Source organism: Acidithiobacillus marinus (genome assembly GCF_002847505.1).
GTDB lineage: Bacteria > Pseudomonadota > Gammaproteobacteria > Acidithiobacillales > Acidithiobacillaceae > Acidithiobacillus > Acidithiobacillus marinus.
Genome location: NZ_MXAV01000004.1, coordinates 96,675 through 118,257, shown reverse-complemented (window position 1 = coordinate 118,257; position 21,583 = coordinate 96,675). Strand labels below are relative to the sequence as shown.

The following is a 21,583-nucleotide window of genomic DNA, read 5'->3' as shown; positions in this document are numbered from 1 at the left end:
CACAGACTTTACGCCCTCCTCAAAGCCAAGTACCGGCACGCATTATGGCGCAGATTACCCGCATTAAGGCAACAGTGGCAAGCCGAGTTCCTTGAGGAAGGCGTTGTGCTCTGCCGTCGCCGTCCGGATGGCCTGCTCGATGTCCACCAGGCTCGCATGGGTGGCCGCCAGATCGATCTCTTCTTCGGCCACCGCCGTGCTGATGTAGCGCGAGATGTTGAGGTTGAAATCGTTTTTCTCGATTTCCGCCATCTCCACCCGGCGCGCATAGCGCGGTTCTTCCGTGCGCTGCTGATAGGTGTCGATGATTTTCTGGATGTGCTCGGGCGCGAGCTGGTTTTGCCGCTTGCCCTTCACGAAATGCTCCGCCGCGTTGATGAACAGCACGTCGTCGGGTTTCTTGCACTTCTTCAGCACCAGCACGCACACCGGGATGCCGGTGGAATAAAACAGGTTGGCGGGCAGGCCGATCACCGTGTCGATGTGGCCGTCGCGCAAAAGCTTGGTACGGATGCGCGCCTCCGCCCCGCCCCGGAACAGCACGCCGTGGGGCAGGATGATCGCCATCACGCCTTCGTCTTTCAGGAAGTGAAAGCCGTGCAGCAAAAAGGCGAAATCAGCGGCGGATTTGGGCGCGAGGCCGTGGCTTTTGAAGCGCACGTCGTCGGCCAGCGCCTCGCTGGGCTGCCAGCGATAACTGAAGGGCGGATTGGCGACGATGGCGTCGAAGCTCGGCTTTCTGGCCGGGTTCTGCTCGCGCAGCAGGTCCCACTCGTTGCTCAGGGTGTCGCCGTGGTAAATCTCGAACTCGGTGTCCTTCACCCCGTGCAGCAGCATGTTCATGCGCGCCAGGTTGTAGGTGGTGATGTTCTTTTCCTGCCCGTAAATCTTGCCAATGCTGCCACCCGCCCTGACCATGCGCTTGCGCACATTGAGCAGCAGGGAGCCGGAGCCACAGGCGAAATCCAGCACGCTGTCCAGCCGCTTTTTGCTGCCGGTTTTCGGCTCCTGACTGTCCAGCGTGACGATGGCCGAAAGAATGTCGGAAATCTGCTGGGGCGTGTAGAACTCGCCCGCCTTCTTGCCGCTGCCCGCCGCAAACTGGCCGATCAGGTATTCATAGGCATCGCCCAGCGCGTCGATGTCGGTGGAGAATTCCGCCAGCCCTTCGGCAATTTTCTGGATGATGGTGCAGAGCTTGGCGTTGCGGTCGCTGTAAGTCTTGCCCAACTTGGGCGAACTCAGGTCGATCTCCGAAAACAGCCCCTGAAAGGTGCTCTCGAAGGATTCCGTCTCGATGTATTTGAAGCCCGCCTGTAGCGTGTTCAGCAGCTCCGCATTCTGGGTGCGCGCTAGGTTGGCGATGCTGTTCCACAGGTGCTGGGGCTCGATGACGTAATGCACCTTGCGCCGCATCTGCTTCTCGAACTCGGCAATATCGGCGGCGTTGTCGGCATACCAGCGCGCCAGCGGCACGGCACGGGCATCGCCGCCCGTCGCCGGGTAATCGCGCCCCAGCTCCTTCCTCGCGGCCGTCTCGTAGTTGTCGGAGAGGTAGCGCAGAAAGAGGAAGGACAGCATGTAGTCGCGGAAGTCGTCCGCATCCATCGCTCCGCGCAGTTGGTCGGCGATGCTCCAGAGGGTGTTGCCCAGTTGTTTTTGGTTTTGTTCAGTCATTTTGTGGGGGACTATCCTCTTGCATGTGTCGGCGGAGCTCCTCGGGGGAAATCCGCAGCAATTGTCCGTTTTTCATAATCACAAGATCAGTATTGGTCTGAATGGCCGTATGACGGGCAATCAATGCGGCGCGCTGCATCGCGGCCACAGATGCGCGTAAATCAGGGTCTTTGGCCTCGTCAATGTTTTTCATGGTCATTGATTTTCTCCCCATGCCAAAAGTAGTGGAATGTCACCGATGCTGTCATAGACAGCCCAAGCATCTACTGCGTCTTTGTAATGCTGCTCCAAATTTTGCAAGCCAGCCTCGAATCGACGACGAATAACCGCCTCGGGAATATCATGCCCGCCCTGCCGCACCCGCTCTGCTACGCGCGCGATGGCGGTCTCGGCGTTGGGCAGGCGCAGAAAAAACAGACTGACGTGATAACCCATTGCTCGCCATTGATCAATACGACGCACATAGGTCAACCCTGCCAAGGTCGTCTCAAATGCAAAGCTCTCACCTTTGCGCACGCAATCATTCATCTCTGCCAGCATCAGGCGACCGGCTTTGAGGGCTGCCGCTTCCGGTGCAAAGGGCGAGAGCCCTGCCGCAATCAAATCCGCGTTGATGAAGCGCGGGCATTGCGCTTCCTGCGGCAGAAACGAGCGGGCAAAAGTCGTTTTTCCTGCCCCGTTTGGCCCGGCGATGATGATGATTTTCTTGCTCATGTCTTCGGGCGTCGTTTTAGCTTGATTTCCAGCGCTTTCAGCTCGGCCTCGTCCTGCTGGTCGGCTTGAAGGGCTTCCTGTTTTTTGCGGTCGGCGTCGAACTGGCGGTAAAGCTCGCCCGTGCGCGCTTCCATCTGCTCATGGCTGATGGCGCCGGCGTGCGTCAGCAGCGGGAAACCGTTGGAGGTGATGATCTGATCCACGTTCTGCTTCCAGAAGGCCATGCGCGTCTCCTGCTTGCTCTTGGCCCGCAGTTCGGCGGTTTCCAGGAAGATGACCACCAGCCGGTTCAGGGTATCGATCTCGTCCTCGCTCAGGTAGTTCTTGGCCACCACGATGTCCGCCTTGCGCACCTTGTCGCCCTTCCAGGCGAGCAGGCCGAAATGCGGGTCGGCGGGATTCGCCCGCGCGGTGACGAGTTCGGCGGCGGTCTTTTGCGTCACCGCAAAGATCAGCAGGTTCTGCACGGTGGCGAAGAAAACCTGCGTGGCCTGGTCCGTCTTGTCGTAGTCGCTGGAGAGGGCAAAAAGGTCGCGCACCTTCTGATAGAAGCGCTTCTCGGAGGCGCGAATGTCGCGGATGCGCGCCAGCATCTCGTCGAAGTAATCCGGGCGGCCATCCGGGTTCTTCAGCCGCTCGTCGTCCATCACGAAGCCCTTGGCCAGGTACTCCTTCAGGATGGTGGAAGCCCAGCGGCGGAACTGCACCCCGCGCGGCGAGCGCACCCGGTAGCCGACGGCCAAAATGGCGTCAAGGTTGTAATGCGCCACCCGGTAATTTTTGCCGTCAGCGGCAGTTGTCAACCAATGGTTGACAACTGCTTCCTCGTTCAACTCCTGATCGGCAAAAACAGCCTTCAGATGCTTGGCCACATTCTGCTTGGAAGTCTGGAACAGCTCGGCCATCTCCAATTGGGAAAGCCACACCGTGCCTTCTGCGGTTCGCAGCTTGATCTGGCTGCGGCCGTCTTCGGTGGTGTAGAGAATCAGGCCGCTCATGTCTCCACCTCCGCCGGGGATGGGAAAAGCTGCTGCATCAGCCCTTTCTTGTGGGTCTTGAGGGCTTCGAGTTTTTGGGTTTCCAGGGTGATGAGGGTGTCGAGGCTGCTCAGGCATGAGGCGATGCGGTGCTGTTCGGCGGATTCGCGCGGGGCACAAAGAGGAAAACCAACAACATCCTCTTTGCGAAGGTTCGTCTGTTTAACACCGTCGTCGAAACCCAAGAAGTATGAGTTCTTATCTAGGACATAAAATAAGAAACTCCCGTTAACTTTGGTCGGTTGGATTCGGCAGATGCGTTGATTTACTGTGTAGAGGTCATCCGACTCTACAAAATAGCATTTTGCGATAGCTCTTCCGTTCGGCACATCACTTAGAACCATTAAGACGTCACCTTCATCTGCAACGCAAAAGCCTTCGTTTGAAAATTTCCTGACTTTTCCTTCGGTTGAAATGAATTTTGAGTTCACAACGATGTATCGTCCGTTCTCAGAAATATCATTTTCATGCGCTTTCCCATTTTCGTAGCGTGAAAGTTCATCAAGCCTTTTCACCTCCCACTCCCCATCGTTTTGGAATTCGGGGAAGCGGAGGCGGGGTTGGGTTTCGCCCTCAATGGGGAAAAGCTGCTGCATCAGCCCTTTTTTATGGGTCTTGAGCGCGTCCACTTTCCGCGCTTGCGCGGCGATCAGCTCGTCCGCCGAACTCAGGCACTCGGCAATTTTTTGTTGTTCGGTGGGCGATGGAATCGGGATTTCGAAGCTCTTCAAAGCTGAGCTACTAAGTTCCTTGAAAGTGTTGCCGGCCCCCAAGTCGACTAAACGCGATTTGCTCCAAAGCAATGAGGAATAAAGGAAGTGATGATTGAGTGATTTTCCGGGGATCAGGCCCTTGCAACCTTGGTTGATGGCCATTGGTGCCATGTTGATAGCGAGGTGACCAATCGGTGCGCGGACGGAAAGAATGACCGAGTTAATTGGAAGAAGATCGGAGGCGCAATCACTTAAGCCGAGTTCAGTTATTGTTCGATTTGTCTCACCAATGAATGGGATGTCGGCCTTTCCCATTTCAGCAGGAGTCATCCAGTTGATTGTACCGCCCCAGTATTCTTGATTTGATGTATCGGGTGTTCCTCCTTGTGTGATTTTTGAGCAAACAGCGACGAGTTGCTTGCTTTTCCACCCCTCCGCACCCCGAAACTCCGGAAACCGCAGCTTCGGCACCAGCGCGGGCGTTGCCTCTTCTTTCGTGGCGGTGGTTTTCGTCTTATCGCTCATGCCTTCACCTCCCTGCCAAGTTGCGTAATGAAGCGTTCCATGTCCTCTTTCCGGGGCAGTTCGACGGCATAGCGGGAGACAAATATCTGGTTGCTCAAGTCGCCGAGGGCGAACTCGACGAGGGCGTCATTCTTGCCGGTGCAGAGGAGGATGCCGATGGGCGGCTGGTCGCCTTCGGTCATCTGGTGCTTTTTGTAGTAGGCGACGTAGGTGTTGAGTTGGCCAAGGTGTTCGTGGCGGAAAGTATCGGTCTTGAGCTCCACCAGAATGTGGCATTTGAGGGTGCGGTGGTAGAAGACGAGGTCGATGAAGAAATGTTCGTCGCCAATGAGAATGCGCTTTTGCCGGGCCTCGAAGCAGAAGCCGTGCCCCAGTTCAAGGAGGAAATCCTGAAGACGGTCCAGCAAGGCATCTTCCAGGTCGGATTCCGCCATGACATCCCGTGAACGCAGGCCGAGGAACTCGAAGACATAGGGATCGCGGATGATGTGGGCGGGCTGGAGGGTATCCGCCGCCGTATGGGTCAGGGCGGAGAGCTTGGCCTTGTCTTTGGAGAGGCCGCTGCGCTGGTAGTAGAGGCTGGCAATCTGGCGGCGCAGCTCACGCACCGACCAGTTGCCACGGATGCACTCGATCTCGTAAAAACGGCGCTGGGTGTCGTCAGTAAGCTCTATCAACTCGGCGAGGTGCGAGAAGGAGAGCTGGTGGGTCAATGCTGTGGACACTGCCTCCTCTCTTTGCGATTCGGGAGACGCTGTCTCCCGTTTTAGCAGGGGCAGCGCGTTAAGGAGCGGCTGCAAAGCGCCCGCTTCAAGACCGGCGAGCAATTCGGGAGTCACTGTCTCCCGAATCTGCGGATAAACGCCATAGAGGCGCCTGAAGCGGCGCAACTCGCGGGCGTCCACCCGCTTGAGTCCGGCAGCGGACAGGCGTTTCGCTAACTCGGGCAGCAGTTTTTCTCCATAGGTCGCCCGGTTTTTTCCTGACTGCTCAAACTCCACGATGCGATAGCCGATGAGCCAATTGCGCACGGTGAGGCTGGCGTTGACCGCCTTGGTGGCGAAGGCTTGCGATTGTTGATGAATGTGGATAATGGAAGAGACCAGCGCGTCAAAGTCTCCAGACGCGGCGGGCGGTGTGGGGTTCTGCTTCGCTGGCAGGGGTGTTTTTTTACTGCTCATAGGCCGACAGTCCCGAGATGTCCCGCCCCCCGGCGCGTTTGAGCAGCAGCGGGTGCAGGTCGGCCATCAGGGCGAGTTCGGCCTGGGCGCGGGCTTTCCAGCCCAGTTCCAGCGGGGTGAAGAGGTCGCTGAGCTGGTCGCCGTCGAAGATCATGCGCTCCAGAATGCCGTCCACGAAGGCTTGCAGGGCGGTGGCGCTGAGGCCGTGTATTTGGGCGATGGCGGCGAGTTCCTGGGCGTTTTTCTCGGCCTTGAAACGGGTGTAGCCGTCGCGGATGGCGGCCTCGGAAAGCCCGGCGCCGGCCTGGAGGGTGCCGATGTATTCGGCGATGTCGTCGCGTTCGTCCATGAACTTGGCGTCGCTGCTGATGAGGCCGATGAGTTGCTCGCGGGTCATCCTGGCCTTGCCGGGCTCCTTGGCGGAGAAGCTGGCCATCAGCTTCATGATGTAGTCGTAGTCGATGACGGCGGAGGCGAAGAGCACGAACTCAAAGTCGAGCTGCTCGGCGGGGTTCTCGGCGTCGGCTTTGGGGTTGGGCTGGCGCGGCTCGCGCAGTTGGCGGGCGGTTTCGAGATATTGGCCCTTGAAGCCGCGCAGGTTTTCTTCGGGCAGCACCTCTTCGATGGCGGCCTGATTCTCGGCGCTGAGGTCGGTGTATTGGTCGAGCTGGGTCTTGAGCCGCTGCACTTCCTTGAAGCGCTCGATGAATACGGTTTTGGCGGCGTCGCCCTTGAGATTCGCCACGGCGGAGGGGGTGCAGTCCAGCCCCTGCGAGGTCATGAAGGCATCGAGCATTTTGACAGCGGTTTGCAGCTTTTCGATGACCACCGGGGCTTTGTCCACCAGCCAGATTTTGCGCGCCTGCTCGCCGCTTTGCTCACCGGAGAAGAGGGCGATGGCGGCATCGACGGCATCTTGTTGTTGGCGGAAGTCGAGGATATTGCCGTAGGGCTTGCTGGCGTTGAGCACGCGGTTGGTGCGCGAGAAGGCCTGAATCAGGCCGTGGTGCTTGAGGTTCTTGTCCACGTAGAGGGTGTTCAAAAACTTGGAGTCAAAGCCGGTGAGCAGCATGTCCACGACGATGGTGATGTCGATTTTCTGCGCCTGGGGCAGGTCGGCATTGGGCCACTGCTGGTCCTTGATGCGCTTTTGCACGTCCTGGTAGTAGAGGTCGAATTCGCCGATGCGGTGATTGCTGCCGTAGCGGGCGTTGTAGTCGGCGAGGATGCTTTTGAGCGCGGCTTTCTTGCCTTCGGGGTCTTCCTGGTTGTCGGCTTGCTCTTGCGGCAGGTCCTGCTGCAGTTGCTTCACATCGGCATCGCCCTCGGCGGGCGGCGAAAACACGCAGGCGATGTTCAGCGGCTTGAAGTCGGGGTCGGCGGCCAGTTTCTCGGCCTGCACGGTTTTGAACAGCGCGTGGTATTCGATGGCGTCATTGATGGACGCGGTGGCGAGCAGGGCGTTGAAGCGGCGGCCGCTGGTGGCGGTGTCGTGCTTGGCGAGGATGGCCTCGATGACGGCCCGCTTGGCGATGGGCTCGCCGGGCTTCGGTGGGTTCTTTCCTTCCGGCTTGAAGTAATCGACGTGGAAGCGCAGCACATTGCCGTCTTCGATGGCGTGGGTGATGGTGTAGGCGTGGAGCTGCTTCTGGAACAGGTCTGCCGTGGTGCGCATTGACGCGGTGTTGTCTTCGATTTTCTGCTGCGCGGCATTGGCTTCGAAAATGGGCGTGCCGGTGAAGCCGAAAAGCTGGGCGCGGGGAAAGAAGGCTTTGATGGCCTTGTGGTTCTCGCCAAACTGCGAGCGGTGGCATTCGTCGAAGATGAAGACGATGCGCTGGTCTTGCAGGGCTTCGAGCTGCTCTTTGTAGGTGGCCTGCCCGGCTTTGCTGCGCAGCTTGTTGCGCGTACTGCTTTCATCCAGCGCCAGGCCGAGCTTCTGGATGGTGGTGACGATGACCTTGTCGGCGTAGTCCTCCGAGAGCAGGCGGCGCACCAGGGCGCCGGTATGGGTGTTCTCTTCGACGCAGCCTTCCTGAAATTTGTTGAATTCCTCGCGGGTCTGGCGGTCGAGGTCCTTGCGATCCACCACGAACACGCATTTGTGAATGTGCGGGTTTTCCTTGAGCAGGGTGGCGGCCTTGAAGGAGGTGAGCGTCTTGCCGCTGCCGGTGGTGTGCCAGATGTAGCCGTTGCCGTTGTCCTCGTCGATGCACTGGACCAGGTGCTGCACAGCATAGACCTGATAGGGCCGCATCATCATCAGCTTTTGCTCGCCGGCGAGCAGCACCATGTAGCGGCTGAGGGTCTGGCCCAGGGTGCATTTGGCGAGGAATTTTTCGGCAAAGGCGTCGAGCCGGGTGATCTTGCGGTTGGCCTCGTCGGCAAACTCGTAGATGGGCAGGAAGCGCTCGTCGGCGTTGAAGGCGAAGTGACGGGCGTTGTTGTTGGCGAAGTAATAGGTGCGGTCGCGGTTGCTGACGATGAACAACTGCATGAAGCACAGCAGCGTTTTGGTGTAGCCGTTGCCGGGGTCGTGCTTGTATTCGACGATCTGCTCCATCGCGCGGCGCGGATTCACGCCCAGGGTCTTCAGCTCGATCTGCACGCAGGGGATGCCGTTGACCAGCAGAATCACGTCGTAGCGGTGATGGCTGTAGTCGGTGTTGATGCGCAACTGGTGGATGACCTCGAAGGTGTTCTTGCACCAGTCCTTGAGATTGACCAGGCTGTAGTTCAGCGGCGTGCCGTCTTCGCGGGTGAAGGCATTGATGCTGCGCAGGGTGCGCGCGGCGGTGAACACATCGGGGCTGATGATTTCATCGAGCAAGCGGGCAAATTCGGCGTCGGTGAGACGCACGCGGTTGAGCGCCTCGAATTTCTCGCGGAAGTTGGCCTCCAGCGCGGCACGGTCGCGGATGTCGTCGCGGAAGTCGTACTTGAGGTTTTGCAGCGCGCCGATGAAGCCGTATTCGATAGTATCCTCGCGCACGGCAGAATGCGGACGAGCAGCGGGCTGACTGTAGGTGCTTTGGGCATTGACTTGTTTCCGCGTGCGGCCTACTGTTTTCATGCGTTCTCCAGCGACATTTTTTTGAGCATTCTACGCTGCCGGGTTTAAAGGACAAAATTTCAACCCATTCCGGTGCGCTGTTGGTCACCCCGTAACCGGGATATTGGCATTGCCAGGAAGTTTCATCTATGCCAAGGTCCATGCCTCTAAAATATCCGAGTGCCTCCATGCAGATCTGGGTCGATGCCGACGCCTGCCCCAATGTCATCAAGGAAATTTTGTTTCGCGCCAGTACACGTCTGAAACTGCCCTTGATCCTGGTCGCCAATCAGCCTCTGCGCGTGCCCCCGTCGGCGCATATCCGCAATATAGTGGTGCCAGGCGGCTTTGATGTGGCCGATGATGAAATTGTGCGCAGAATTGAAGCAGGCGATCTGGTCATCACCGCTGACATTCCTCTGGCCGCTGCCGTGCTGGAGAAAAATGGTCATGCGCTCAGCCCACGCGGCGAGCGATACTCTCCCGAAACCATCCGCGAGCGCCTGCGAATACGGGACATGATGGAACAGCTTCGGGATTCCGGCACACATACCGGCGGTCCCGCCACCCTGAACCAAGCCGACCGCCGGGCCTTTGCCAATGCTCTGGACCGCTTATTGCCCCGCACAGAGCGACCAATGATCTCACCCCGAAAATAATCGCCTCATCCTCTTGCGTTAATAGACTGATAACGCTATCCTTGCGAACTTTTCCGGGCAGTACCGGGTAAAATCCTTGCTGGAGGTTGGTGATGTACGCGGTCATTGAAAATGGTGGCAAGCAGTATCGGGTGGCAGTGGGCGACAAGCTCCGGCTCGAAAAGATGGAAGCAGAGCCGGGTGCGGAACTCGCGCTGGACCGGGTACTCATGGTCGGCGTTGGCAGTGACGTCGTGGTCGGTCAACCGCTGGTAGCAGGTGCCGCCGTCAAGGCCACCGTGCTCAGTCAGGGACGCGCTGCCAAGGTGCATATTTTCAAGATGCGTCGGCGCAAGCATTACCGTAAACAGCAGGGACATCGTCAGTATTTTACTGAAGTCCGCATTACCGGCATTGAAGCCTAAGGAGCACAGTCATGGCACATAAGAAAGCGGGTGGTTCTTCGCGCAACGGACGCGACTCCGAATCCAAGCGCCTGGGCGTGAAGCGTTACGCCGGACAGGTGGTCATTCCCGGCAACATCATCATTCGTCAGCGTGGCACCCAGTTTTATCCGGGCAGCAACGTCGGCATCGGCAAGGATCATACCCTCTTTGCCACTGCAGAAGGCGTCGTCAAATTCGAGCGCAAGGGACCACGTCAGGTCCGTACCGTCAGTGTCGTAGCCGTGGCCTGAACCGGCCTCTGTGTAGAGGGACCCCGCCCCGTTTTTGCGGGAGCGGGGTTTTTTTATGAAGTTTATTGACGAAGTACGCATTCATGTTGCTTCGGGAACCGGCGGTCATGGTTCCCTGAGTTTCCGGCGGGAAAAATTCATCCCCTTTGGCGGTCCCGATGGCGGCGACGGCGGACGCGGCGGCAGCGTTTATCTGGTCGCCCAGGCCAGTCTCAACACCCTGATCGATTTCCGCTATCAGCGCCGCTACCGGGCGGAAACCGGACATGGCGGAGCTGGGCGACAAATGACCGGCCGCGCCGGTCTGGACAAGGAAATCCATGTTCCGGTAGGCACCCTGGTTTTTGACGACGATACCCGCGAGCTGCTGGGCGATCTCCGCGAAGACGGCGAACGCCTGCTGGTGGCCCAGGGCGGACGCGGGGGTCATGGCAATTTGTATTTCAAGTCCAGCGTCAACCGGGCGCCCCGTCAATACGAAAAAGGCACTCCCGGCGAGGAGCGCAACCTTCGTCTGGAACTGCGGGTGCTGGCCGATGTCGGCCTGTTGGGTTTGCCCAATGCCGGCAAAAGCACTCTTATCCGCGCGGTCAGCGCCGCCCGCCCGAAAGTGGCGGATTATCCGTTCACGACACTTTACCCCAACCTGGGGGTGGTGCGGGTAGCCACCCACGAATCTTTTGTGCTGGCCGACATTCCCGGACTCATTCCCGGGGCCTCCGAAGGCGCCGGTCTGGGGACTCGCTTCCTCAAGCATCTCAGCCGCACCCGCCTGCTCCTGCACATGGTCGATATGGCGCCAGTGGATGACAGTGATCCTGCCGAAAACATCCGCGCCCTGGAAGAAGAACTGCTGGCTTACAGCCCCGCTCTGGCCCAACGTCCGCGCTGGCTGGTCGTCAACAAGGCCGATTTGTTCAGCGCCGAAGAGGGCGAGGCGCGCTTTGCCGCCATTCGTTCGGCCCTGAATTGGACAGGTCCGGCGTTTTTGATTTCGGCGGCCAGCGGCGCAGGCTGCAATGCCCTCACCCACGCCATCTGGCAGGCCCTCCCCGATCTGCCCCCCGCCCCCGACCCGGTCCAGTCTGAAGACTGGGGCGACGAAGAGGAAGAATACCTCGAAGAGTGGGAGGATGATGATCTCGATGCAGACTGGGATGACGACGCATGAGTCGTGACCTCAAAAATGCCCAGCGCTGGGTGGTCAAAATCGGTAGCAGCCTGCTGACCAACAACGGTCAGGGCCTGGACCTTCCCGCCATTGAGGCCTGGGTCAAACAATTACTGGTGCTGCGTCGTCATGGCCTGGAAATTGTGCTGGTTTCCTCCGGCGCGGTGGCCGCTGGCATGGAACGTCTGGGCTGGTCGACCCGCCCTACTGCCCTGCACCAACTCCAGGCCGCAGCCAGTGTCGGACAGGCCGCCCTGATTCAGGTCTACAATGACTTTTTGCGCCGGGGCAGGGTGCATGGCAGCCAGGTTCTGCTCACCCACGAAGATCTCCAGGAACGTGAACGTTACCTGAATGCCCGCGCGACCCTGCGCACGGTTCTGGAACTCGGGGTCATTCCCATCATCAATGAAAACGACGCCATTGCCAGTACGGAAATCCGTTTTGGCGATAATGACACCCTGGCCGCCATGGTCGCCAATCTGCTCGAAGCCGACTTGCTGGTGATTTTGACCGATCAGGCCGGGCTTTACGATCAGGACCCCCGGCGGGTGCCCGATGCCCGCCTACTGCCGGAAGTGGAAGCCGGAGATCCCGCCCTGCTGACCATGGCCGGTGGTACCGGCACGGCCATTGGCAGCGGCGGCATGATCACCAAGGTGCGGGCGGCCAGCCGGGCGGCACAGTCGGGAGCTGCGACCATTGTCGCCCCCGGCGGGGTGGAGGATGTGCTGTTGCGCATCTGGGCTGGGGAAGCCCTGGGCACCTACTTTCGTCCCACGGTGGCCAAGCTGGCGGCGCGCAAGCGCTGGCTGGCCGGACAGCTGCGGCCTAACGGAGTTTTGCATCTGGATGCCGGAGCGGCCAAGGTGCTGCGGGAAAAGGGCGGCAGCTTGCTGCCGGTGGGCATTACTGGTGTCGAGGGCGACTTTCAGCGCGGCGACTTACTGCGCTGCCTGGATCTGGAAGGTCGGGAAGTGGCCCGCGGTCTGGTCAACTTTTCCCAAAATGAGGTACTGCTGCGAATGGGCAAAAGCAGCAAAATCCTGCTGGAATTATTTGGCGATATCGATGAAGCGGAGATTATTCATCGGGATAATCTGGTGCTGAGCAACTAGATAGCGGGCGCGACCAGAACGGTCCGTTAGTCGCCGGTCGGCACTTGCAGCGAGCAGACCCCAGACTCCTGCATCCCCATACAGGTACCATATAAGTATAAGCTGTGGTCACTGATGAAAAAGCCCTGGTCACTGGCGATTTCCTTTTGCCGAGCTTCCAAGGCTTCATCAAAAAATTCGAGAACCTTGCCGCAGGCGGTGCAAACCATATGATCATGGTGGCCAGTTTCGTTCATTTCAAAAACGGCCTTGTCACCTTCAAAATGATGACGGCGCACCAGACCGGCCATTTCAAACTGGGTCAGCACCCGATAAACCGTGGCCAAGCCCACCTCTTCACCGGCATCCAGCAACTGCCGATACACTTCTTCTGCCGTTAAATGCCGGGTATCTGTCTCTTCAAAAATCCGGAGAATCTTCAACCGGGGCAAGGTGGCTTTGAGGCCGGCCCGCTTCAGTTCGTCACTGTTCAGTTTTTCGTGGTTCATATGCTCGTAGCAATTCCCATGCGTATTGGTTTAGGATAGTTGCACCTGACACCGAAGACAAGGACTATGAGAAGCCTCCGCCTGATTTCCCTGATTACCTTTTGTGCCCTCTCCCTCGGAGCCTGTAGTATTTATCGGGTTGCCGTTCAGCAGGGTAACGTTATCACCAGCCAGCAACTGGCAGAGTTGCATCCGGGCATGGATGAGATGCAAGTACGCACCATTCTGGGTTCACCCCTGCTCAAGGACCCCTGGTACCCCCATCAGTGGGTTTATGCCTACAGCTACAAGCCGGCCTATAGCGGTACCGAAGTACGCAAAGTAGTGGTCCTGTTTGACAAGGATGACAATCTCATCGGCGTGCAGGGGGACGTCAAAGCAACCGCAAAAAGCCTTGAAAAAAAGAGCGACTAAATCCTAAAGCCGCCTAAACGGCAGAGGTTTCATCATCTGCAGATGGCTTGAGCGCAACGGGTGGACCGTACACGGTTCTTGCCCGCTGCGCGAAGCGCTGGACCATGGTTTCCGCCGCCTGCTTGAAAATCGGCTCCAGAAAGGCCCCCACCAATCGGGAAGCAAATTCAAAGCGCATGTCCAGGGTCACCCTGGTCCCTTTGGGATCCGGCTCCAGTTGCCACAACCCTTCCAGAAAACGAAAAGGACCGTTCACCAGGCGCACTTCGGCCAGCTTGGGACGCTGATAGCGGTTTTTGGTGGTGAAAGACTTGCCGAAGGCGCCGTGCGCAATCGTGATTTCAGCGACCACTTCTTCGTCCCGGTCCTGAATAACCCGGGTTCTGCCACACCAAGGCAGAAACTGGGGATAAGAACGGATGTCCTCAATCAGGGCCATGACCTGACTTGCGCTATAAGGCAATACAGCCGTTTTACAAATATGGTGCATGCAACCTCTCAATAACGGCGTTGACCCAGGGCGCGGGCCTGTACCCAGCGATCCAGCTGGGCCAGACACCACTCCGGTAGGCGTCGCCAGTAAGGACGACGCTGCCAGGGTTCCGGGTCAATTTTTCGGGATCTGGCAAATTCCCGCATAAACAGTCCCTGCAAAAGCAGGGATACCCGGGGCAAACGCAGTTCCAGATTCAGTTCGTGATTAAACCACAAACTCAGAAAGTCAAAGTTGGCCGAACCAAGAGTTGCCCAACTGCGGTCCACCAACATATATTTGGCATGGAGGAAGGCATCCTGATACTCATATATGTGCACACCTCTACGCATCAGTTTTTGATAATACGCCTGAATCCCGAATCGCAAAAGTGGATGATCGGTAATCCGCCCTGCGAGAAGCAGGCGTACGTCCACCCCTCGCTGTACCGCCCGGTAAATACTGCGCAGCACAATCGGGTCCGGATTGAAATAGGGAGTAGCTATCCAGATGCTGTGCCGCGCCCCGCGAATGGCTGCCAGCAGGCGTCTGCGCACTGCATAGCTATGGGGCGGGGTGCCCTCCAGAAAGCGCCCTTCGCCCCAGGAAAGCGCCGGTAACATAGGCTCTGCATCAGGATCTGCGGGCAAGAGCGGCAGCTGTTCAGGACGATGACGAAAAAATATTTCCCGCCCTCTGGCAACTAAGGCCCCCTGACAGGCAAACAGCAGATCCCGATAAGCGGGATTGCCCGGTTTGGCCTCCAGCCACTCATCATCAAAAGCAAATCCGCCCACCGCCAGCCATTGGCCGTCTATAGCGACAATGCGTCGATGGGTCCGGCGCAAACGCTTTTCCAGACCCTTCAACTGCAGACGGTGATAGAAATGCAGATGTGCTCCGGCTTCCTGGAGCGCGTTGACCCAACTTTCGGGAAATCCTCTGCTGCCCAGAGCGTCGAGAGTCACATAAACGACAACCCCGGCGAGAGCCTTGTCGCAGAGCAAGCGCAGCATCTGTTCGGGCCAGATGCCCGCCGAAAATATATAATTTTCCAACAGGATTTCCCGGGAGGCGGCACTGAGTCGCGCTTCCAGCCAGTGGGCAATGGGCTGCATGTCATTGAGCAGCACCCAGTCAGGAATCGCTTCCTGTTGCCGGGTACGGCGGTGCAGCAGGTGCCCCGTCAACAAATTGGATTCCACCGTTTTCCTCCCTCATCCCCGGGCAAAAATTTCACAGGAGGACAGGTAAAGTCAATGCCACTTGCTGCGCCACTTTCTGTCAGGGCCTTCTTTCACGTACAATAAGCGGCTAACTGGCACAGGAGTTGTGCAATGAGCAGCACCATCGCCCTGAATCGCGAGGCGAAACACGATTATTTCATTGAAGAGCGCTTTGAAGCCGGCATTGTCCTTGAAGGCTGGGAGGTCAAATCCCTGCGTGCCGGGCGTCTGAACCTCAAGGATAGTTATGTCATTGTGAAGGAAGGTGAGCTCTGGTTACTGGGCGCCCATGTCAGCCCGCTGCTGACGGCCAGTACCCACATTCATCCTGATCCTACCCGGACCCGCAAGCTGCTGATGCACCGGGAACAAATCAATCGTATGATCGGCAGTGTCGAACGCAAGGGCTTCACCATCGTCCCCCTGGCCATGTACTGGAAACAGGGTCGTGCCAAAACCGAAATTGCCTTGGTGAAGGGCAAACAGGAACATGACAAGCGCGCGACGATCAAAGATCGGGAATGGCAACGCGACAAGGCAAGAATCATGAAGGGCGGTTCCAGAAACTATTGATACGGAGAAAACGGGAAATGTTCTACAAAGAGAAAGCGTGGCGGTATTCTGTTCGGATTATCGTCAGCCTGCTTGGGATTCTGCTTTTGCAGAGCGCCGTATCTGTTGCCATGGCCAGCCCGGCGCCCAGCGATGAGGATCTCGACTACTGGCAAGCCCTAGCCCATACCCGCTACATCCAAGAGGGCAGCAAGGGGCCTATTGTCTATGACTTTTATGATCCTAATTGCCCCTATTGTCATGAAATCTATACCTGGCTGCAAAACCCCATTGACAGCCAGCAAATTCGGGTACGTTTCATTACGGTGGGCTTTCTCAGTCCCAGCAGTCCCGGCAAGGCCGCTGCCATTCTGGCGGCAAGCGATCCACTGGCGGCCTTGAAGCTCAATGAAAACAATTTCGGCACCGAGGATGGTCCGAACGGCGGCATCTCACCTGCGTCAGACGCTGTACAGAATAAAATGCGTTCGGCATTGGATTTTAATGCCTCTCTCTTGATCAACAAGGAGGCCGAAGTGCTGGGCATTCAGGGAGCCAGTGTGCCTTTTCTGGTGTTTCGCACAGGCGGTAAAACCCATTATGTTGCCGGACTTCCGGATCACAAACAGTGGGCAGAAATCATTCACGCTCAATAACCGGCGCGAGCAGCGCTGCCTGGCTGGCGAGGCTGGTTATTTTCGCTGGCATTCTGGCTTTTGCGCTGGTGCTCTGGCTGCAATTCGCCCGTTCTGAACAACCCTGCAGTATGTGCGTATATCAGCGCCTCGCGGACATTGCGGTCATGGTCATTGTGACGATGGGGTTTTTCTGGCAAGGCGGCATACGTCGGGGCTTATGGATACTGGCGGCCCTCTATGCGCTTGCCGGTGCGGCACTGGCCGGCTGGCAGTGGCATTTGACCCAAATGGCCACGGCCCGGGTAGATACCTGTGCTTCGGTACAGGTATTTCAGGGTAGTCCGGCGCTGGGGGGCTGGGGCAAAGCTTTTGCGGCGACCCTATCAGGACATGGCTCCTGCGCGTTGGCAGGAACCCGAACCCTGCTAGGATGGCCGGTCACCCACTGGAGTATCGCGTTTTTTCTGGGCTGTGCGGTGATCTTACTGATTGCCCAGCATTTGCTGGGTCGCGCCCGATCCTGAGCTATCAACGCGGCCAGTGCCAGTCCTGCCGCAGAGCTTCGAGGACAGACAAAGCCCGCTCCGCTTCAGTACTCAGGGCATTGACGTGACCCATTTTGCGGCCAGGACGTGCCATTTTTTTACCATACAGATGCAGCTTGATCTGGGGATGCTGCAGCAGCTTCTGCCAGTCCGGCTCTCCAGCTTCCCATAAATCCCCCAGCAGATTCATCATCACCACCGGACTGATCAAGCGGGTATCTGCCAGTGGTAAGCCGCAGAGGGCGCGCACTTGCTGATCAAACTGACTGCCGACGCAGGCATCAATACTGTAGTGACCGCTGTTATGGGGACGGGGGGCCATTTCATTCACCAGCAACCGCCCTTCCGCTGACACGAAAAATTCGACGGCCAACACCCCCACATACTCCAGCGCTTCGGCAATGCGTGCAGCATAGTGCCGGGCCTGCGTCTGGAGCACCACTGATACCCGAGCCGGGACAATGCTGAGATCCAGCACGCCGTGATGATGGATATTTTCAGCAGCCGGATAAAATACCATCATCCCATCCACCGAGCGTGCCAGAATGATGGAAAACTCCTGGAGAAGTTGAATGCGTGACTCCAGAATCGCTTCCTGGGTGTGAAGACGATTCCAGACGGTGACCAGTTCACTGATCGCGGGCACAGGCTGTTGGCCCTTGCCGTCATAGCCAAACCGGGTGGTTTTCATAATGGCTGGAAAAATCAGATCTTGAGCAGCCTCTTCCAGGTCATCCCCGGGTCGCAACAAGACAAAGGGAGCGGTATCCAGACCGAGATCCCGGAAAAAACTTTTTTCCCGGGCCCGATCCTGGGCAATGGCCAAAGCCGCAGAACCTGGACGTACCGGGATGCGTGTTTCCAGATAGTGCATGGCTGCTGCCGATATGTTCTCAAATTCTACAGTGACTGCAGCGCAGTGATCAGCCAGCGACTGCAAGGCGTTGATATCATCATAGGCCGCACAAAGATGCTGGTTCGCCACCTCCGCCGCCGGACAATCCGGGTCGGGATCCAGGACCCATACCGGATAACCCATGCGCCGGGCTGCTAATACAAACATCTGCCCCAGTTGCCCTCCCCCCAGAATACCGAGGGTGGCGCCGGGGAGAATCATGATGGCGACTCCGACAAGGTCATATCCAGGACCATAGCCTCCTGGCGCTGGCGGAATTGCTGCAAGCGTTGGGCCAGGGCAGGGTCATTAACGGCCAGCAAGGCTGCCGCAAAAAGGCCGGCATTGGCGGCTCCCGCCGTACCTATGGCAAAAGTCGCCACCGGCACACCCTTGGGCATTTGCACAATGGACAGGAGAGAATCCATACCATTGAGGTGCCGGGAGGGAACCGGTACGCCCAACACCGGAAGGATCGTTTTAGCAGCCAGCATCCCGGGCAGATGCGCCGCCCCACCCGCTCCGGCGATAATGCAGCGCAAACCCCGGGAGGCAGCCGTGCCCGCGTATTTAAACAACAGATCCGGGGTGCGATGTGCTGACACGATCCGTTTTTCATGGGGAATATGCAGCGCCTGCAGCTGTTCTGTCGCAGCGGCCATGACCTCCCAGTCACTGTTGCTGCCCATTACCACCCCGACCAGGGGTTGTTCCATGCCTGTTCTCCTCTCTGGGCCTTTACATTAAACGAGTTATAATGCCTGTCATGGAAGACGCGCTCAATACCGGACATCGCCCGATTCGCAGCTTTGTGCTGCGTCAGGGCAGAATTACGGCGGCACAAAGCCGCATTATCGATCACCGGCTCCCGGCTCTGAAAATCCCGGCAGAAAAACCCTGGCAGGACCCCTGGAACGGGCAACGTGCCCTCACTCTGGAAATCGGCTTTGGTAACGGCGAACATCTTGCCGCCTTGGCAGCCGCCCATCCTGAGCAGGGATTTATTGGCGCTGAAGTCCATACCCCGGGGGTCGGATCTTTGTTGCTGCAGATAGATCATGCCGGTATCGACAATATCCGCATTGTCCATGATGATGTGGTCACGTGGATGAAAACCCTGCCCGATGCCCTGTTCCAGCGCATCATCATTCAGTTTCCCGACCCTTGGCCGAAAACCCGGCAACAGAAACGCCGCCTGATTCAGCCGGAATTTGCGGATATGCTGTGCCGTCTCCTCAAGACCGGAGGAGAATTACAACTGGCGACTGACTGGGCGGATTATGCCGAGCAAATGCTGACCGTCCTCAATCAGACCCGGGGGCTGCACAATACGCAGTCGGATAAAGGTTTTGCCGGGCGCCCCGTCAACCGCATCCCGACACGCTTTGAAAGGCGCGGCGAAAAACTCGGGCACAGCGTTTATGATCTGGTCTTTTGTCGCGTGAATAGATAATTTCACACAAAACCATCAGTGAGGAGGCAACATGCATAAAGTCAGCATCATCGGGGCAGGATTCGGGGGTTTGACGGCAGTGCGGCAAATCCGTCGGCAGTTACCGGATGCCGAAATCACCCTCATCGCACCCCGGGCAGAATTCATTTATTACCCCAGCCTGATCTGGATTCCTACTGGAATGCGCCAGGGCGAGCAGCTGCGCATCCCCCTGGAGCGCTTTTTTCAGCGCAAAAAGGTCCAGTTTCATGCCGGAAGGGTCACCGGACTGCGTAATGCCGGCCGGACTGTCATCACCGATCAGGGCGAAATCGACAACGATGTGCTGATTATTGCCAGTGGTGGGCGGGGGCTGCGCAAATTGCCGGGCATCGAACACAGTCTGGCCATTTGTGACGGCATTGCAGTGGCGGAGCAAATTCGTGATCGCCTGGCGGCTCTGGATAAAGGCACCATTGCTTTTGGCTTTGCGGGTAATCCCCAGGAACCGACAGCAGTGCGCGGCGGCCCGGTTTTTGAACTGCTCTTTGGGATTGATAGCTATCTGCGCAAAATCGGCAAGCGTGAACAGATCCAACTGGTGTTTTTCAACCCCATGAAAGAGCCGGGGAATCGACTTGGTGCCACAGCCGTGGCGGGATTGCTGAATGAAATGGAGAAACGTCATATTCAGACTCACTTGGGCCACAAAATCAGCGGATTTGCTGCGGACAAAGTCATGACCGAAGGCGGCGATATTGCCGCAGATCTGATTCTGTTCATACCCGGGATGACCGGCCCCGATTGGGCAGCAGCATCGGGACTGCCGCTATCTGCTGGCGGCTTTATTCAGGCGGATGAATACTGTCAGGTCTCTGAGCACCCGGGGGTTTTTGTGGTGGGAGATGCAGGCTCTTATGCGAACAGTCCCGACTGGCTTCCTAAACAAGGACATACCGCCGATCTGCAGGCGCAAGCGGCGGTCCACAACGCCCTATTGCATCTCCAGAACAGGCCTTCTGATAAAGCGTTTCGGGCAGAACTGGTGTGCATTGTCGACACCCTCGACAGTGGCATCATGGTGTTCCGCAACAAGGACCACGCCAGCGTTGTGCCCAACCCCCTCTGGCACGCCGCCAAAATGGCTTTTGAATGGCGTTATCTGCTCCATTATCGCTAAGCAGATAAGCCGCCTGATCAAGGCTGTTTTTCTCCCGATTGATCGTAGTGGCGCCCTTTCCAAGCGCCACCCCGACCCAGATAGTGACGACGGGCGGAATCCAGGGTCATTAGGGTATAGAACATGGCGGCCACGGGCAGAGTCAATACCCAGAGGCCTTTCAAAGCATACAACCTGACACTGGGAGCATAAGCCCAGGCCATCAGCCCCAGAGCGAGCCCTGACAGTGTCGTCCAGAGCCATTGCTGCAAGCATAATCCGACAACCAGCATGATGACCGGAGCGGCATAAAGAAAGAGCATTCCGAAAGTGGCTTCCAACAGGCGCCAGGGACTGAACTGCAGCTGCACATAAGCCGAACGAGTTACCATCCGCCAGATTTCGTCGAGATGGCGGTAATCGCGCAAACTATGGCTTTCGGTCCCTAATCCCAGCCAAATGGGGCCTTGTTTTTTCAATAAAGCCGCCAGGGTGCAATCATCAATCAACGCTCCCCGCATGGCGGCAAAACCCCCAGCCTGCAGCAGCGCATCCCGCCGCAACAACATACAACCTCCTGCGGCCCCGGCCAGGTTACGGCGCAGGTCATTGACCCAGGGAAAGGGGTAGAGCATCTGAAAAAAGAAAATAAAGGGAGGAATCAGCAAGCGTTCCCAGAAACTGCGGCAGGACAACATCACCATCAAGGACACCAGGGCGCGATGCTCTTGCTGCTGATGAAGTACCAGTCTCTGCAGGACATCCGGGCCGTGGACGATATCCGCATCGGTAAACCAGAGGAGCGGTGCATCCCCGGCTGCCGCAACACCCTGATGCATGGCCCAGACCTTACCGGCCCACCCTTCGGGAAGGGCCTTGCCGGCAAGAATCTGCAGACGCTCTGCGGCGCCGATGCTTTCCGCCGCAGCCCTGGCAATATCTGCCGTGCCGTCGGTGCTCTGATCGTCTACCACCATCACCCGCAAGGCACCTGGATAATGCTGACTGAGCAGGGCGCTGACACAGGGGCCAATCCCTTCGGCTTCATTGCGTGCGGGAACAATGGCGATGACCGCAGGCAGGGACTCCGCCGAAGCTTGTTTTTTTTCGAGACTTGTTACCGATAGAGCGGATAGGCGCTGATCAGCACGCCAGAAATAACCCCGGCCAAAAAACAGGACCAGCCAGGCGAGCAAAACCCCAATCATCAGGGTATCCAACACCCACTCCAAAGGAACT

At 57.8% G+C, this 21,583-nt stretch carries 24 protein-coding genes; 11 read left to right on the top strand and 13 right to left on the bottom strand.

All coding sequences use genetic code 11. The annotated features are described in order from the left end of the window. Positions 1-63: 63 nt before the first annotated feature. From B1757_RS01205 to B1757_RS01175, 7 genes are read right to left on the bottom strand one after another with little or no spacing between them, the layout of a single operon-like run. Positions 64-1,677: a type I restriction-modification system subunit M gene (locus tag B1757_RS01205; RefSeq protein WP_101536588.1), complete on the bottom strand. Its 1,614-nt coding sequence runs from the start codon at positions 1,675-1,677 to the stop codon at positions 64-66. After that, entirely contained in the window at positions 1,670-1,876 is a 207-nt protein-coding gene (locus B1757_RS01200) for a hypothetical protein (RefSeq protein ID WP_101536587.1), read from the bottom strand. The genes B1757_RS01205 and B1757_RS01200 overlap by 8 nt, the downstream gene beginning before the upstream one ends. After that, the gene (locus tag B1757_RS01195) at positions 1,873-2,391 is read right to left on the bottom strand and encodes an ATPase (protein WP_101536586.1); all 519 of its coding nucleotides are present in this window, start codon (positions 2,389-2,391) and stop codon (positions 1,873-1,875) included. The genes B1757_RS01200 and B1757_RS01195 overlap by 4 nt, the downstream gene beginning before the upstream one ends. Further along, the gene (locus B1757_RS01190; protein WP_101536585.1) at positions 2,388-3,389 is read right to left on the bottom strand and encodes a virulence RhuM family protein; all 1,002 of its coding nucleotides are present in this window, start codon (positions 3,387-3,389) and stop codon (positions 2,388-2,390) included. The genes B1757_RS01195 and B1757_RS01190 overlap by 4 nt, the downstream gene beginning before the upstream one ends. Next, positions 3,386-4,666: a restriction endonuclease subunit S gene (locus B1757_RS01185; protein ID WP_101536584.1), complete on the bottom strand. Its 1,281-nt coding sequence runs from the start codon at positions 4,664-4,666 to the stop codon at positions 3,386-3,388. The genes B1757_RS01190 and B1757_RS01185 overlap by 4 nt, the downstream gene beginning before the upstream one ends. Then, on the bottom strand, positions 4,663-5,847 hold the full coding sequence (locus B1757_RS01180) for a PDDEXK nuclease domain-containing protein (protein WP_101536583.1): 1,185 nt from the start codon (positions 5,845-5,847) through the stop codon (positions 4,663-4,665). The genes B1757_RS01185 and B1757_RS01180 overlap by 4 nt, the downstream gene beginning before the upstream one ends. Then, positions 5,837-8,920, bottom strand: coding sequence for a type I restriction endonuclease subunit R (locus tag B1757_RS01175; RefSeq protein ID WP_101536582.1), 3,084 nt, complete (start codon positions 8,918-8,920; stop codon positions 5,837-5,839). Before B1757_RS01175 ends, B1757_RS01180 begins: the two co-directional genes overlap by 11 nt. A gap of 167 nt (positions 8,921-9,087) precedes the next feature. On the opposite strand from B1757_RS01175, the gene B1757_RS01170 reads away from it, so the two are divergent. The 5 genes from B1757_RS01170 to proB all read left to right on the top strand — a co-directional run bounded on the left by B1757_RS01170 (position 9,088) and on the right by proB (position 12,523). Then, the gene (locus B1757_RS01170) at positions 9,088-9,558 is read left to right on the top strand and encodes a YaiI/YqxD family protein (protein ID WP_101536742.1); all 471 of its coding nucleotides are present in this window, start codon (positions 9,088-9,090) and stop codon (positions 9,556-9,558) included. 92 nt (positions 9,559-9,650) lie between these two features. Then, positions 9,651-9,962, top strand: a complete 312-nt coding sequence (rplU, locus tag B1757_RS01165) for a 50S ribosomal protein L21 (RefSeq protein ID WP_101536581.1) — start codon at positions 9,651-9,653, stop codon at positions 9,960-9,962. 11 nt (positions 9,963-9,973) lie between these two features. Then, a complete protein-coding gene (rpmA, locus tag B1757_RS01160; protein WP_101536580.1) occupies positions 9,974-10,234 on the top strand; it encodes a 50S ribosomal protein L27 in 261 nt (86 codons plus the stop codon). A gap of 55 nt (positions 10,235-10,289) precedes the next feature. After that, positions 10,290-11,405: an Obg family GTPase CgtA gene (gene cgtA, locus B1757_RS01155; RefSeq protein ID WP_101536579.1), complete on the top strand. Its 1,116-nt coding sequence runs from the start codon at positions 10,290-10,292 to the stop codon at positions 11,403-11,405. After that, entirely contained in the window at positions 11,402-12,523 is a 1,122-nt protein-coding gene (proB, locus tag B1757_RS01150; protein ID WP_101536578.1) for a glutamate 5-kinase, read from the top strand. The genes cgtA and proB overlap by 4 nt, the downstream gene beginning before the upstream one ends. A 26-nt stretch (positions 12,524-12,549) precedes the next feature. On the opposite strand, the gene fur is transcribed toward proB, so the two are convergent. Further along, on the bottom strand, positions 12,550-13,011 hold the full coding sequence (gene fur / locus B1757_RS01145; protein WP_101536577.1) for a ferric iron uptake transcriptional regulator: 462 nt from the start codon (positions 13,009-13,011) through the stop codon (positions 12,550-12,552). Positions 13,012-13,077: 66 nt separating this feature from the next. Between fur and B1757_RS01140 the strand changes: the two genes are divergently transcribed. Then, positions 13,078-13,425 carry an outer membrane protein assembly factor BamE gene (locus B1757_RS01140; RefSeq protein ID WP_101536576.1) on the top strand — a complete coding sequence of 116 codons (348 nt, stop codon included), beginning with the start codon at positions 13,078-13,080 and terminating at the stop codon, positions 13,423-13,425. A 13-nt stretch (positions 13,426-13,438) separates the two neighbouring features. Here B1757_RS01140 and B1757_RS01135 read toward each other — a convergent pair whose 3' ends face one another. Both B1757_RS01135 and B1757_RS01130 read right to left on the bottom strand, forming a co-directional pair. Next, the gene (locus B1757_RS01135) at positions 13,439-13,915 is read right to left on the bottom strand and encodes a type II toxin-antitoxin system RatA family toxin (protein ID WP_101536575.1); all 477 of its coding nucleotides are present in this window, start codon (positions 13,913-13,915) and stop codon (positions 13,439-13,441) included. An 8-nt stretch (positions 13,916-13,923) separates the two neighbouring features. Next, complete coding sequence (locus B1757_RS01130) at positions 13,924-15,102, bottom strand: phospholipase D-like domain-containing protein (protein WP_101536574.1); 1,179 nt, start codon at positions 15,100-15,102, stop codon at positions 13,924-13,926. A gap of 132 nt (positions 15,103-15,234) precedes the next feature. On the opposite strand from B1757_RS01130, the gene smpB reads away from it, so the two are divergent. The 3 genes from smpB to B1757_RS01115 are packed head-to-tail and all read left to right on the top strand — an operon-like array spanning position 15,235 to position 16,837. Next, the gene (smpB, locus tag B1757_RS01125; RefSeq protein ID WP_101536573.1) at positions 15,235-15,696 is read left to right on the top strand and encodes an SsrA-binding protein SmpB; all 462 of its coding nucleotides are present in this window, start codon (positions 15,235-15,237) and stop codon (positions 15,694-15,696) included. A 17-nt stretch (positions 15,697-15,713) separates the two neighbouring features. Beyond that, positions 15,714-16,331: a thioredoxin fold domain-containing protein gene (locus tag B1757_RS01120; RefSeq protein ID WP_101536572.1), complete on the top strand. Its 618-nt coding sequence runs from the start codon at positions 15,714-15,716 to the stop codon at positions 16,329-16,331. Further along, on the top strand, positions 16,304-16,837 hold the full coding sequence (locus tag B1757_RS01115; protein WP_253253648.1) for a disulfide bond formation protein B: 534 nt from the start codon (positions 16,304-16,306) through the stop codon (positions 16,835-16,837). The genes B1757_RS01120 and B1757_RS01115 overlap by 28 nt, the downstream gene beginning before the upstream one ends. 4 nt (positions 16,838-16,841) lie before the next feature. Here B1757_RS01115 and B1757_RS01110 read toward each other — a convergent pair whose 3' ends face one another. Then, positions 16,842-17,975 (bottom strand): 5-(carboxyamino)imidazole ribonucleotide synthase, encoded by a 1,134-nt coding sequence (locus B1757_RS01110; protein ID WP_101536571.1) that lies wholly within the window; start codon positions 17,973-17,975, stop codon positions 16,842-16,844. Then, positions 17,972-18,469: a 5-(carboxyamino)imidazole ribonucleotide mutase gene (purE, locus tag B1757_RS01105; protein ID WP_101536570.1), complete on the bottom strand. Its 498-nt coding sequence runs from the start codon at positions 18,467-18,469 to the stop codon at positions 17,972-17,974. The genes B1757_RS01110 and purE overlap by 4 nt, the downstream gene beginning before the upstream one ends. A 41-nt stretch (positions 18,470-18,510) precedes the next feature. Between purE and trmB the strand changes: the two genes are divergently transcribed. Beyond that, positions 18,511-19,206, top strand: a complete 696-nt coding sequence (gene trmB / locus B1757_RS01100; protein ID WP_101536569.1) for a tRNA (guanosine(46)-N7)-methyltransferase TrmB — start codon at positions 18,511-18,513, stop codon at positions 19,204-19,206. A gap of 31 nt (positions 19,207-19,237) precedes the next feature. Beyond that, positions 19,238-20,365 carry an NAD(P)/FAD-dependent oxidoreductase gene (locus B1757_RS01095; protein ID WP_101536568.1) on the top strand — a complete coding sequence of 376 codons (1,128 nt, stop codon included), beginning with the start codon at positions 19,238-19,240 and terminating at the stop codon, positions 20,363-20,365. 17 nt (positions 20,366-20,382) lie between these two features. On the opposite strand, the gene B1757_RS01090 is transcribed toward B1757_RS01095, so the two are convergent. After that, the gene (locus tag B1757_RS01090) at positions 20,383-21,567 is read right to left on the bottom strand and encodes a glycosyltransferase (RefSeq protein WP_438263615.1); all 1,185 of its coding nucleotides are present in this window, start codon (positions 21,565-21,567) and stop codon (positions 20,383-20,385) included. Between the last annotated feature and the right edge of the window lie 16 nt (positions 21,568-21,583).